Origin of the sequence: Bradyrhizobium zhanjiangense, from assembly GCF_004114935.1 — a bacterium.
In the GTDB taxonomy this organism is placed as follows: domain Bacteria; phylum Pseudomonadota; class Alphaproteobacteria; order Rhizobiales; family Xanthobacteraceae; genus Bradyrhizobium; species Bradyrhizobium zhanjiangense.
Genome location: NZ_CP022221.1, coordinates 5,708,025 through 5,721,009, shown reverse-complemented (window position 1 = coordinate 5,721,009; position 12,985 = coordinate 5,708,025). Strand labels below are relative to the sequence as shown.

Annotated in this window: 13 protein-coding genes; 12 read left to right on the top strand and 1 reads right to left on the bottom strand. The window is 64.7% G+C overall.

The annotated features are described in order from the left end of the window. The first annotated feature begins 23 nt into the window (after positions 1 to 23). The 4 genes from XH85_RS27465 to XH85_RS27450 all read left to right on the top strand — a co-directional run bounded on the left by XH85_RS27465 (position 24) and on the right by XH85_RS27450 (position 3,735). Complete coding sequence (locus XH85_RS27465; RefSeq protein ID WP_025035788.1) at positions 24 to 887, top strand: branched-chain amino acid ABC transporter permease; 864 nt, start codon at positions 24 to 26, stop codon at positions 885 to 887. 1 nt (position 888) lies between these two features. Continuing rightward, entirely contained in the window at positions 889 to 1,857 is a 969-nt protein-coding gene (locus XH85_RS27460) for a branched-chain amino acid ABC transporter permease (RefSeq protein WP_128934310.1), read from the top strand. A gap of 156 nt (positions 1,858 to 2,013) precedes the next feature. After that, on the top strand, positions 2,014 to 2,658 hold the full coding sequence (locus XH85_RS27455) for a DUF47 domain-containing protein (RefSeq protein WP_091894987.1): 645 nt from the start codon (positions 2,014 to 2,016) through the stop codon (positions 2,656 to 2,658). 72 nt (positions 2,659 to 2,730) lie between these two features. Next, complete coding sequence (locus XH85_RS27450; protein ID WP_128934309.1) at positions 2,731 to 3,735, top strand: inorganic phosphate transporter; 1,005 nt, start codon at positions 2,731 to 2,733, stop codon at positions 3,733 to 3,735. Here XH85_RS27450 and sugE read toward each other — a convergent pair. Next, positions 3,728 to 4,042, bottom strand: a complete 315-nt coding sequence (gene sugE, locus XH85_RS27445; protein ID WP_128934308.1) for a quaternary ammonium compound efflux SMR transporter SugE — start codon at positions 4,040 to 4,042, stop codon at positions 3,728 to 3,730. The two genes, XH85_RS27450 and sugE, sit on opposite strands and share 8 nt — an antisense overlap. 158 nt (positions 4,043 to 4,200) lie before the next feature. Here sugE and XH85_RS27440 point away from each other — a divergent pair, with 158 nt between their 5' ends. The 8 genes from XH85_RS27440 (at position 4,201) to XH85_RS27405 (ending at position 12,962) form a co-directional block, all read left to right on the top strand. After that, positions 4,201 to 5,823 (top strand): peptide chain release factor 3, encoded by a 1,623-nt coding sequence (locus XH85_RS27440; protein WP_128934307.1) that lies wholly within the window; start codon positions 4,201 to 4,203, stop codon positions 5,821 to 5,823. Between the two features lie 238 nt (positions 5,824 to 6,061). Beyond that, on the top strand, positions 6,062 to 6,640 hold the full coding sequence (locus XH85_RS27435; RefSeq protein WP_128934306.1) for a hypothetical protein: 579 nt from the start codon (positions 6,062 to 6,064) through the stop codon (positions 6,638 to 6,640). 69 nt (positions 6,641 to 6,709) lie between these two features. Next, positions 6,710 to 7,294 carry an NnrU family protein gene (locus XH85_RS27430; RefSeq protein ID WP_128934305.1) on the top strand — a complete coding sequence of 195 codons (585 nt, stop codon included), beginning with the start codon at positions 6,710 to 6,712 and terminating at the stop codon, positions 7,292 to 7,294. 71 nt (positions 7,295 to 7,365) lie between these two features. Then, complete coding sequence (locus tag XH85_RS27425; protein WP_128934304.1) at positions 7,366 to 8,958, top strand: class I adenylate-forming enzyme family protein; 1,593 nt, start codon at positions 7,366 to 7,368, stop codon at positions 8,956 to 8,958. 165 nt (positions 8,959 to 9,123) lie between these two features. Next, positions 9,124 to 9,777: a tetratricopeptide repeat protein gene (locus tag XH85_RS27420; RefSeq protein WP_128934303.1), complete on the top strand. Its 654-nt coding sequence runs from the start codon at positions 9,124 to 9,126 to the stop codon at positions 9,775 to 9,777. Between the two features lie 31 nt (positions 9,778 to 9,808). Continuing rightward, positions 9,809 to 10,357 carry a hypothetical protein gene (locus XH85_RS27415; RefSeq protein ID WP_128934302.1) on the top strand — a complete coding sequence of 183 codons (549 nt, stop codon included), beginning with the start codon at positions 9,809 to 9,811 and terminating at the stop codon, positions 10,355 to 10,357. Positions 10,358 to 10,407: 50 nt separating this feature from the next. After that, on the top strand, positions 10,408 to 11,790 hold the full coding sequence (gene der / locus XH85_RS27410) for a ribosome biogenesis GTPase Der (protein WP_128934301.1): 1,383 nt from the start codon (positions 10,408 to 10,410) through the stop codon (positions 11,788 to 11,790). After that, a complete protein-coding gene (locus XH85_RS27405; RefSeq protein ID WP_245473485.1) occupies positions 11,787 to 12,962 on the top strand; it encodes a TCR/Tet family MFS transporter in 1,176 nt (391 codons plus the stop codon). The genes der and XH85_RS27405 overlap by 4 nt, the downstream gene beginning before the upstream one ends. Positions 12,963 to 12,985: the final 23 nt, after the last annotated feature.

Below are 12,985 nucleotides of genomic sequence, written 5' to 3'. Positions count from 1 at the left end.
GGGACTGGGTACGAGATCGATCGATGCAGGCTCTATACGCTCAGCTACTGGTGGGACTGATCAACGGCTCGTTCTACGCGCTGCTCAGTCTCGGGCTTGCCGTGATCTTCGGCATGCTCAACATCATCAATTTCGCCCATGGCGCCCTCTACATGATGGGCGCGTTCGTCGCCTATTTCCTGTTGAACCTCGGCGGCATCAACTATTGGTGGGCGTTGCTGCTGGCGCCCATCATCGTCGGCATCTTCGGCATGATCCTGGAGCGGACCATGCTGCAATGGCTGACCGGGCTCGATCATCTCTACGGCCTGCTCCTGACCTTCGGCATCGCGCTGATCGTGCAGGGCGTGTTCCAGAACTACTTTGGCTCCTCCGGTCTGCCTTATGCCATTCCGGACCAGCTCAGGGGCGGCATGAATCTCGGCTTCATGTTCTTACCTGTCTATCGCGGCTGGGTCGTCGTGTTCTCGCTGGCGGTGTGCCTTGCGACCTGGTTCCTGATCGAGAAGACCCAGCTCGGCGCTTACCTGCGCGCCGCCACTGAAAACCCGACGCTGGTGCGCGCCTTCGGCATCAACGTACCGCGCATGATCACGCTGACTTACGGTCTCGGTGTCGGCCTTGCCGCGCTCGCCGGCGTGCTTTCGGCGCCGATCAACCAGGTGCGGCCGCTGATGGGTGCCGACCTCATCATCGTCGTGTTCGCGGTGGTCGTGATCGGCGGCATGGGATCGATCATGGGCTCCATCATCACCGGCTTTGCGCTCGGCGTGATCGAGGGCCTGACCAAGTATTTCTACCCCGAAGCCTCCAACACCGTCGTGTTCGTGCTGATGGTGCTGGTGCTCTTGGTGAAGCCAACGGGATTGACGGGAAGGGCAGCCTGACATGACGACCCTGACGGACGACACGCTGCCTACAACCCCTCGCGCCATGCGCGACGAGATGCTCGTCTTCGTGGTGATGGCCCTGCTGTTGGCGGCGGTGCCGTTCACGGGAGTCTATCCGTTCTTCGTGATGCAGGCGCTGTGCTTTGCGCTGCTCGCCTGCGCCTTCAATCTGCTGGTCGGCTATGGCGGGCTGCTGTCGTTCGGCCACGCCATGTTCCTGGGAACCGCGGGCTATTGCAGTGCGCATGCGCTGAAGGTCTGGGCGCTGCCGCCCGAGCTCGGCATCCTCGTCGGCGTCGCCGCGGCGTTCGTGCTGTCGATCGTGACTGGCTACATCTCGATCCGCCGCCAGGGCATCTATTTCTCGATGATCACGCTGGCGCTGTCGCAGCTCCTGTACTTCATCTACCTCCAGGCGCCGTTCACCCACGGCGAGGACGGCATCCAGGGCATCCCGCAAGGGCACATGTTCGGCGTGTTCGATCTGTCCAAGCCGACGGTGCTTTATTACGTCGTGCTGGTCGGCTTCCTCGCCGGCTTCCTCTTGATCTTCCGCATCATCAACTCGCCGTTCGGCGAGGTGTTGAAGTCGATCCGCGAGAACGAGCAGCGGGCGATCTCGCTCGGCTACCGAACCGACCAATACAAGTTCCTGGCCTTCATCCTGTCGGGCACGCTGGCCGGCTTTGCCGGGGCGCTGAAAGTGTTCGTGGCGCAGAACGCCTCGCTCACCGACGTGCACTGGTCGATGTCGGGCGAAGTCGTGCTGATGACGCTGGTCGGCGGTCTCGGAACCATTTTCGGTCCCGTGATCGGCGCTTTCGTGATCATCGCCATGCAGCAATATCTGGCGGGCTTCGGCCAGTGGGTGACGGTGATCCAGGGTGGAATCTTCGTGATCTGCGTGCTCACCTTCCGCCGCGGCGTCATCGGTGAAATCGCGCATTACTTCCGGCGATCGCTCTAAGCGGCTGATTTTAAATAGGTTTGTCGGTCGCCTGAAAGCGGTGGATGACCCGGCTCCGCGGGCGCGAGATGACACGCGCGTGGATCGAAAATGGTCTATGACAGTTTCATGACGGCCCTTCCGGGCCGGGCCATTTCCAACCGGTAGCCTGTCCCTATGATGCGATGGTTTCGTGCTTTCCTGCCCAAGGAAGAACGGTTCTTCGACCTGTTCGACCGTCATGCCCAGACCGTGATCCAGGGCTCGATCGCGCTCCAGGGCATGCTCAACGGGGGCGAGGAGACGCCGGTCTATTGCCAGCGCGTCAATCAGTTCGAGAACGACGCCGACAACATCACCCGCGAGGTGCTGACGGCAGTGCGCCGCACCTTCATCACCCCGTTCGACCGCGGCGACATCAAGAACCTGATCACCTCGATGGACGACGCCATCGACCAGATGCAGCAGACGGCGAAGGCCGTCATGCTGTTCGAGGTCCGCGCCTTCGAGCCGCCGATGCGCGAGATCGGCGGGCTTCTGATCGAATGCGCCAATCTGGTGGGACGCGCGCTGCCGCTGATGCAGTCGATCGGCCCGAACGTCGCCATGCTGAGCGCGATCACGGAGGAGCTGGGCAAGCTGGAGGGCCGCGTCGACGACCTCCACGACATCGGCCTGAAGGAGCTGTTCCTCAAGCATCGCAACGGCAACGCGATGGACTTCATCGTCGGTGTCGAGATCTACGACCATCTCGAAAAGGTTGCCGACCGCTTTGATGACGTCGCCAACGAGATCAACAGCATCGTCATCGAGCAAGTGTAGCGCATGATGCGGAAAAGTGTGCAGCGGTTTTCCGCTCAAATCATGCGTAAGCTTTAAGGCAGGGGCCGCGCCGTGGATGCTGCGTTGGGTTTTCCCGTCCTGGTCGGCTTGATCGCCGTCGCGCTGCTGTTCGATTTCCTGAACGGCCTGCATGACGCCGCCAATTCGATCGCGACCATCGTCTCGACCCGCGTGCTGCGGCCCCAATTCGCGGTGTTCTGGGCCGCATTCTTCAATTTCGTCGCCTTCATGGTGTTCGGGCTGCACGTCGCCCAGACCATCGGCACCGGCATCATCGATCCCTCGATCGTCGACGCCCAGGTGATCTTCGCGGCCTTGGTCGGGGCCATCGTCTGGAACATCGTGACCTGGGCGCTCGGCATCCCGTCCTCGTCGTCGCATGCGCTGATCGGCGGCCTCGTCGGTGGCGGCATGGCCAAGGCGGGCATTTCGGCGGCGGTGTGGAGCGGGTTGTCCAAGACGGTGCTGGCGATCGTGCTGTCGCCGCTGGTCGGCTTCCTGCTCGCGATGATGCTGGTGGCGATCGTGTCCTGGGCCTCGGTGCGCTCGACACCGTTCGCGGTCGACCGCGCCTTCCGTATCCTGCAATTCGCCTCCGCCTCGCTCTATTCGCTCGGCCATGGCGGCAATGATGCGCAGAAGACCATGGGTATCATCGCGGTGCTGCTCTATTCGCAGGGCCATCTCGGCAGCGAATTCTCCGTACCGTTCTGGGTGGTGCTGTCCTGCCAGGCCGCGATGGCACTGGGCACGCTGATGGGTGGCTGGCGCATCGTCCGCACCATGGGCCTGCGCATCACCAAATTGACTCCGATGCAGGGCTTTTGCGCCGAGACCGGCGGCGCTGCGACCCTGTTCATGGCGACCTTCCTCGGCGTTCCCGTCTCGACCACCCACACCATCACCGGCGCCATCGTCGGCGTCGGCGCAGCCCGCCGTGTCTCGGCGGTGCGCTGGAATGTCGCGAGCTCGATCGTCTATGCCTGGGTGATCACGATCCCGGCCGCGGCCCTCGTGGCCGCGCTGAGCTGGTGGGCGGTCCAGATGGTCAAGTAACGAGCTTCAATCCGATAATTCCGGCGATGATCAAGGCGATGCTGGCGAGCCGGAAAGCGGTCGCGGGCTCACCGAACAGGATGATGCCCAGCGTCGCGGTGCCGATCGCGCCGATTCCGGTCCAGACTGCGTAGGCGGTTCCGACGGGCAGTGATTTGAGAGCAACCCCGAGCAGGATGATGCTGCCGGCCATGGCCGCGAGCGTGACGACGGACGGAACAAACTTGCTGAAGCCCTCGGTATATTTCAGGCCGATCGCCCAGGTGATCTCGAGAAGACCGGCGACGAACAAGATGCTCCAGGCCATGACGACCCTCCGTGCAAGGCAGGGTCGTCCCCGCAAGGCAATGACCTATGAAAGGGAGGGTCGTCCCTCCCAAACGGCGATATGGGGCTGGCCGGAAGGCTCCGCAATCACCAAATGAGGCTTGATCAGGCTCATTTTCCCTGCCAAACGCTCCCGCCATGTCCGACATCGCCACCACCGCAGCCGAATCGCCGGCCCGTTCCCCGCTTGCCGCTGAAGTGTCGCGGCGGCGGACCTTTGCGATCATCTCCCACCCCGACGCCGGCAAGACCACGCTGACCGAGAAGCTGCTGCTGTTCGGCGGCGCCATTAACCTCGCCGGCCAGGTCAAGGCCAAGGGCGAGCGGCGCAACACACGATCGGACTGGATGAAGATCGAGCGCGAGCGCGGCATCTCGGTCGTGACCTCGGTGATGACCTTCGAGTTCGAAGGCCTCGTCTTCAACCTGCTGGACACGCCGGGCCACGAGGACTTTTCGGAAGACACCTACCGCACGCTGACGGCGGTCGATTCCGCCGTGATGGTGATCGACGCCGCCAAGGGCATCGAGGCGCGGACCCGGAAGCTGTTCGAGGTGTGTCGTCTTCGGGATATCCCGATCATCACCTTCATCAACAAGATGGACCGCGAGAGCCGCGACGTCTTCGAGCTGCTCGACGAGATCGAGAAGACGCTGGCGCTCGACACCACGCCGATGACCTGGCCGGTCGGCCGCGGCCGCGACTTCCTCGGCACCTATGACGTCGTCAATGGCGGCGTGCGTCTGCTCGAAGGCGGCGGCGCCAAGACCGGCGCGGCGCAGCAGATCGAGATCGCCGAGCTCGCCAAGCTCAATGCGAATCTCGACGTATCAGTGGTGAAGGACGAGCTCGAGCTCGTCACCGAAGCGTCAAAACCGTTCGAGCTCGAAGCATTCCGCGAGGGTCATCTGACCCCGGTCTATTTCGGCAGCGCGCTGCGCAATTTCGGCGTCGGCGACCTGCTGGAAGGCCTCGGCAAGTTCGCGCCCGAGCCGCGCGCGCAGGACAGCGACCAGCGCAAGGTCGAGGCCACCGATCCGCGCATGAGCGCCTTCGTGTTCAAGATCCAGGCCAACATGGATCCGAACCATCGCGACCGCATCGCGTTTGCGCGGCTCTGCTCGGGCAAGCTCAGCCGCGGCATGAAGGCGAAGCTCGTGCGCACCGGCAAGAGCATGCCGCTGTCGAGCCCGCAATTCTTCTTCGCTCAGGATCGTTCGGTCGCGGATGAGGCCTTTGCCGGCGACGTAGTCGGCATTCCCAATCACGGCACGCTGCGCATCGGCGACACGCTGACCGAGGGCGAGGATTTCAACTTCGTCGGCGTGCCGAGCTTTGCGCCGGAAATCGTCCGCCGCGTTCGTCTCACCGACGCGATGAAGGCGAAGAAGCTGAAAGAAGCGCTCCAGCAGATGTCGGAGGAGGGCGTGGTGCAGGTGTTCCGTCCGCGCGACGGTGCGCCCGCGCTGGTCGGCGTCGTCGGCGCGCTCCAGCTCGACGTGCTGAAGGCCCGGCTCGAGGCGGAATATTCGCTACCGGTCGAGTTCGAGGTGAGCGAGTTCCAGCTCGCGCGCTGGGTCTCCTCGGAGGATCGCAAGAAGCTCGACACCTTCATCGCCGCCAACACCTCGAGCATCGCCGACGATGTCGACGGCGATCCCGTGTATCTGGCGCGAAACGAGTTCTATCTCGGCTACACCAGGGAACGCGCCGAGGGCATCGAGTTCACCAACGTCAAGGACGTTAAGAAGAAGGGGTAGGGCGGCCGCGCGCCCGGCTGCCGCAGCCACACCCTCCACTGTCATGCCCCGGCTTGACCGGGGCATCCAGTACGCCGCAGCCTCTCGGCTCAATCACAATCGTCTCGGAGTACTGGGTCGCCCGGTCAAGCCGGGCGACGACACCGCGCTTGAACGCGCGCATGTGAACACAAGGTAGGCTTGAAGCCGCTCCAAAATCTCCCAACATGATTGCGGTCGCTCATCGCGGTGCTTCTCAATGCTGCGCGCAATCTTGGTTCTGTTGCTGACCTTCTTGGCCGTGGGCGCCGCCGACGCGCGGCCCCGCCAGATCAACCCCATTCCGTTCTCGCACGAGCCGTGCAGCGTGCTCGACGGCCCGCCCTGTACGCCGTCCTATTGCAGCCCGCTCGAGCCCGGCCCCTGCATTCCCGAAATCGATTACCCCTACGGCCAGAACCTCCAGCTCACGATCGAGAGCGTGCCGTCCGAGCCGGACCGCGCCAAATACCGGAAACCCGATCACGATCTCGATACGATCGGCGATCTCTTTGCCGAGCTGCGCAGCTGCTGGTCGCCCCCCTCGGACAACGCGCGCACCGGCATGCAGATGTCGGTGCGCTTCAGCTTCAACAAGGCGGGTGGCCTGATCGGTCCGCCTCGCCTCACATACGCGACCGCGGGCGTGCCGGCCGATACCCGCACGACCTATCTGAACGCCATCAATGCATCGCTGAAGGCCTGCCTGCCGCTGAAATTCACTGGCGGACTCGGCGGCGCGCTGGCCGGACGGCCAATCGCGATCCGGTACGTCGACAATCGGCAGATCGGTAAGTAGGGCATAAGTTGCGAGCAGCGGCCAATCGATGATACCTCAGAGGCGGGGGCTGCTTTAGGGGAGGATGTCGTGGGTCTTGTGGTCATGATCCTGGGGCTGGTGCTGTTTTTTGCCGCCCATATTTTCACGACGAAACGAAAGGCACGCGCAGAGGCGATCGCACGACTAGGTGAGGGGACCTACAAGATCCTCTATTCGCTGGTTTCGCTCGCGGGGCTCGTGCTGATCATCTGGGGCTTTGCCCATTACCGCAGTTCCGGCTGGATCGACGTCTGGTATCCGCCGAAGGCGCTGAAGCACATCACGCTCGCCTTGATGCTGCCCGCCGTCATCCTGGTGGTCGCCTCGTACCTGCGCGGCCGCATCTATGCGACACTGAAGCATCCGATGCTGGCCGGCATCAAACTGTGGGCAGCCTCGCATTTGCTCGCCAATGGCGACCTCGGCTCCATCATCCTGTTCGGCTCGTTCCTGGGTTGGGCGGTGTATGATCGCATCACGCTGAAGCATCGCACCGATGCCGGCGGCCCGCCGATCCCGGTCGGCGGCGTCACCAACGATTTGATCGCGATCGCAGTCGGTGTTGTCGCTTATCTTGCGCTGGCCTTTGCGTTCCACCCTGTCGTGATCGGTGTTCCCGTGATCGGCGTCTAGCCGGTCAGCACAAGACGACACCCGGTGTCCATGCGCGGAAGATAACAAGAGCAACAAGCCGAGGCACGCAGATGGACTGGTCGCAATCTCAGATCCCGCCGATGCGGTTCGAGGCGCGCTTTGGCGATCGAGTGGTGCCGGCATTTTGCGATCGGCCGTCGAGCCTGTGGGCCATGATCGCGAAAGCCTGCGCGCGCAATGGCGATGGTGAGGCGCTGATTTGCGGCGACGTCCGCCTGAGCTGGCGACAAGCCGTCGAGCAGACCGCGCGGATTGCGACCGGCTTTCGCAAGCTTGGTTTGCAACGCGGCGACCGCGTCGCGATTCTGCTTGGCAATCGCATCGAGTTTCCGCTGCTACTGTTCGCCGCCGCACATGAGGGGCTGGTCACGGTGCTGCTCAGCACGCGCCAGCAGAAGCCGGAGATCGCCTATGTGCTCACGGATTGCGGCGCCAATATCCTGATCCATGAGGCGGCGCTCGCCGAACGACTGCCCGATCCGGGCGATGTGCCCGATGTGATCCATCGCATCGCCATCGACGACGATCCGGCCCGGTCGCGCTTCTCCGCGCTCGCCGACAACGCGTCGGCGCCTGCGCCGGTCGAGGTCAATGAGGAGGACACCGCGATGATCCTCTACACCTCGGGCACGACGGGCAAGCCGAAGGGCGCGATGCTGGCCCATTGCAACATCGTCCATTCCTCGATGGTGTTCGTGTCCTGCCTGCAATTGACGGCGGCGGATCGCTCGATCGCCGCGGTGCCGCTCGGCCATGTCACCGGAATCGTCGCCAACATCACGACCATGATCCGCTGCGCCGGCGCGCTGATCATCATGCCGGAGTTCAAGGCCGCCGATTATCTCAAGCTCGCCGCGCGCGAGCGCGTCACCTACACCGTGATGGTGCCGGCGATGTACAATCTCTGCCTGCTGCAGCCGGATTTCGATGGCTATGACCTGTCGAGCTGGCGCATCGGCGGCTTTGGCGGCGCGCCGATGCCGGTCGCGACCATCGAGAAGCTCAAGGCGAAGATCCCCCGCCTGAAGCTGATGAACTGCTATGGCGCGACCGAGACGACATCGCCCTCGACCATCATGCCGGGCGAGCTGACGGAGAGCCATATCGACAGCGTCGGCCTGCCGTGCCCGGGCGCGCGCATCGTCGCGATGGGAGGGGATGGGCGCGAGCTGCCGCATGGCGAAATCGGCGAGCTCTGGATCCAGGGCGCCTCCGTGATCAAGGGCTATTGGAATAACCCGAAGGCAACGGCCGAGAGCTTCACTGGCGGCTTCTGGCACTCCGGCGACCTCGGCTCGGTCGATGCGAAGGGGTTTGTCCGGGTGTTCGACCGGCAGAAGGACATGATCAATCGCGGCGGGCTGAAGATCTATTCGGCCGAGGTCGAATCCGTGCTGGCCGGCCATCCCGCCGTGATCGAGAGCGCGATCATCGCCAAGGCCTGCCCGGTCCTGGGCGAGCGCGTCCACGCCGTGGTGGTGACGCGCAGCCCGGTCGCCAGCGAGGCCCTGCGGGCCTGGTGCGCGGAGCGGCTGTCCGACTATAAGGTCCCCGAAACCATGGCGATCACCGCCGAGCCATTGCCACGGAACGCCAATGGCAAGGTGCTGAAACGGCAGTTGCGGGAGCTGCTCGGAAGCTGAGCCGGGCAGGCGGCTCCGGGCTGTCCCGGGTGGTTAACGCCTTGATCGGGCTGGCTTTGCCTTGCCACCGCCATATCGTTAGGGTACCTCGCCGCCACGAGGGGACGGGATTCCTGACGCGGACGCTTTGGCGCGCGTACCCGGACGGGCATGGGATTAGCATAAGTGTCTGAATTATTTGACGAAGTCGACGAGGAAGTACGTCGCGAACAGCTCAAGAAGCTGTGGGACAAGTATTCGATTTACTTGATCGCCCTGATGGTGCTGATCGTGGCCGCCGTCGGCGGCTGGCGCGGCTACCAATATCTCGAGTCCAAGAAGGCCGCCGAGGCCGGCGCGGCGTTCGAGAAGGCCGTCGAGCTGTCCGAGCAGGACAAGCACGCGGACGCCGAGAAGGCCTTCACCGAGCTCGCCGCCAAGGCTCCGTCCGGCTATCGGACCCTGGCCCGGCTGCGCGCTGCGGCCGAGGCCGCCAGCCGCGATCCCAAGGCCGCCGCGAAGATGTATGACGACATTGCCGCCGATCGCAGCGTCGGTGGCGAGTGGCAGGATCTGGCCAAGATCCGGGCCGCCGGCTTGCTGCTCGACAGCGCCAGCTACGCCGACATGCAGCAGCGGCTGGAGGCCTCCGCCGCGCCGAAATCGACCTTCCGCCACAGCGCCCGCGAGATGCTGGCGTTGTCGGCATGGCGCAACAACGACATGACCGCGGCTCGCAAATGGCTCGACGCGATTACCGAAGACGGCGAAACACCGCCCAGCCTGCGCTCGCGCGCCGAGGCGCTCCAGGCTCTGCTGCCGCCCGTCGCCAAAAGCTGACGACGGCCCTCTGACGCAAACGAGACACAAGATGCGCCGCACGCCACGTTTGATCGCAGCCACCGTCCTGATCGCCTTCACGGGCCTGTTGGGCGGCTGCTCCAGCGGCGGATTCGATCCGAGCGACATGCTCGACTTCCTCGACACCAAGAAGAAGCTGCCGGGTGACCGCAAGCCGGTATTCCCCGAGGGCGTGCCGGGCCTCGAGCAGGGCGTGCCGAAGGAGATGTACAAGGGCGCGCAGCAGCAGCCGGACCCGAACGCACCTGCCGTCGCGGCTCTGCCTGCGGAGCCACCGCCCGAGCCGGCCAAGCCTGCGAAGGGGACCAAGGCGACGAAGTCCCGACAGCCAGCCGCCACGGCGGCCGCGCCCGCTACCGGCGAGGTCGATGGCGAGGCCCAGCCGGAGGCTGCACCGCCCACGGACGCTCCGCCGCCCAAGCACAAGATTGTCCGCAAGCGCACCACCGCGCCACCGCCGGATCAGCCTGTCCAGCAGGCGCAACCGACCCAGACCACGCAGCAGCAATCGCAAGGCGCTTTCCCTGCGCCACTGCCAAGCGGCAGCTTCTCGCGCTGATATTCTCCATTGCATTGACAGGCGCAGCCCCGGCAGCGCACGAATGACCGATGTCCTTCACGATCGCCATCATCGGCCGGCCCAATGTCGGCAAATCGACGCTGTTCAACCGCCTGGTCGGACAGAAGCTCGCGCTCGTCGATGACCTGCCGGGCGTCACCCGCGACCGCCGCGAGGGTGAGGCCAAGCTCGGCGACCTCCAGTTCATCATCATCGACACCGCCGGCCTCGACGAGGGCGCCAAGGGCTCGCTCACCGCGCGCATGCAGGAGCAGACCGAGACCGCGATCGCGCAGGCCGACGCGCTGTTCTTCGTCATCGATGCCCGCATCGGCCTCACGCCCACCGATCGCGCCTTCGCCGATTTCGCTCGCAAGGCCAACAAGCCGGTGCTGCTGGTCGCCAACAAGAGCGAAGGCAAGCATGGCGATGCCGGTGCAATGGAGGCCTTCGCCCTCGGACTCGGCGATCCCATCCAGATCTCGGCCGAGCATGGCGAGGGCATGGGCGAACTCTATGACGCACTAGCTAAGCTGATGCCGGAGCCCGTCGACGAAGACGAGGCCGAGGACGACGCGCCGCTCTCGGAGGAAGAGGCGGCGACGCGCCCGATCCGGGTCGCCATCGTCGGCCGGCCCAATGCCGGCAAGTCGACGCTGATCAACTATCTGCTCGGCGAGGAGCGCCTGCTGACGAGCCCGGAAGCCGGCACCACGCGCGATTCCATCGCGGTCGAGATCAACTGGAAGGGCCGCGATTTCCGGGTGTTCGACACCGCAGGTCTGCGCCGGCGCTCCCGCATCGAGGAGAAGCTGGAAAAGCTCTCGGTCGCCGACGCGCTGCGCGCGGTGCGCTTTGCCGAAGTCGTCGTGCTGATGATGGATACGCAGAACCGCTTCGAGGAGCAGGATCTGCGCATCGCCGATTTGATCGAGCGCGAGGGCCGGGCGGTCGTGCTCGCCGTCAATAAATGGGACCTGATGGAGACCAAGGGCGGCGGCGCGATCTCGAGCCTGCGCCGCGACGCCGACCATTGGCTGCCGCAGCTCAAGGGCGTGCCAATCGTCGCCGTATCGGGCCTGATGGGCGAGGGCATCGACCGCTTGATGCAGGCGATCCAGGATGCCTATGCGATCTGGAACCGGCGCGTGCCGACGTCGGCGCTCAATCGCTGGTTCGAGCAGGCGATCCAGGCCAATCCGCCGCCCGCAGTGTCTGGCCGCAGGCTGAAGCTGAACTACATCACCCAGAACAAGGCGCGCCCGCCGAGCTTCGTGCTGTTCTGCTCGCGTGCCGATGCGGTGCCGCAGTCCTACTTGCGCTACCTCACCAATTCCATGCGCGAGACCTTCGATCTGCCGGGCACGCCGGTGCGCATCACCTTGCGCGAGAAGGCCAATCCCTTCGCGCACAAGCGCAAGCGGCCGTCGTGAGCGACGGGGCCGGCGAGGCGATGGCGCAAGGCGCGGCGCCGGTCCGGCGCGGCGCGGTCGCCTTCATCTTCGTCACCATCCTGCTCGACATGCTCGCGCTCGGCGTGATCATGCCGATCCTGCCGAAGCTGATCGAGAGCTTTGTCGATAACGACACCGCGCACGCGGCCCGCATCTTCGGCCTGTTCGGCACCGCCTGGGCGCTGATGCAGTTCGTGTTCTCGCCGCTGCTCGGCGCGCTGTCGGATCGGTTCGGGCGCAGGCCGGTAGTGCTGCTGTCGAATTTCGGGCTGGCGGCCGACTATGTGCTGATGGCGCTGGCGCCGTCGCTGGTCTGGCTGTTCATCGGCCGCGTGATCTCCGGCATTACCTCGGCGAGTATCTCGACCGCCTTCGCCTATATCTCGGATGTCACGCCGCCGGAACGGCGTGCGGCAATCTTCGGCAGGATTGGTGCGGCCTTCGGTGCCGGCTTCATCCTGGGCCCGGCGCTGGGCGGCCTGCTCGGCGACATCGATCCGCGCCTGCCGTTCTGGGCCTCGGCCGCCCTAAGCTTGGTCAATGCGCTCTATGGGCTCTTCGTCCTGCCGGAATCGCTTTCGCCCGACAAGCGCGCGCCGTTCCGCTGGAGAAGTGCCAATCCGATCGGCGCGCTGCGCCTGCTGCGGTCCAATGCGGTGCTGGCCGCCTTGTCGGTCGTCAATTTCATCGCGCAGGTCGCGCATGTCGTGCTGCCATCGACCTTCGTGCTCTATGCGACCTATCGCTACGGCTGGGATTCCAAGATCGTGGGACTGACGCTCGCCATGGTCGGCATCTGCGCCATGGTGGTGCAGGGGCTCGCCATCGGCCCGATCGTGCGCGCGCTCGGCGAGCGGAAGGCGCTGCTGCTGGGCTTGTGCTGTGGCGCGATCGGCTTCGTGGTCTTGGGCGCTGCGCCGACCGGTCCGCTATCCTGGCTCGGCATTCCCATTTTGTCGCTATGGGGCATCTCCGGTGCCGCCTCGCAATCGCTGATGACGCGGCTGGTCGCACCCGATCAGCAGGGCCAGTTGCAGGGCGCGACCGCAAGCGTGCAGAGCGTGTCGCAGCTCGTCGGCCCGTTCCTGTTCACGCTGACGTTTTCCTATTTCATCGGCGCCAGCGCGCCGCTGCATCTGCCCGGCGCTTAGGCGCCTTTGCCCACCCTACGGGA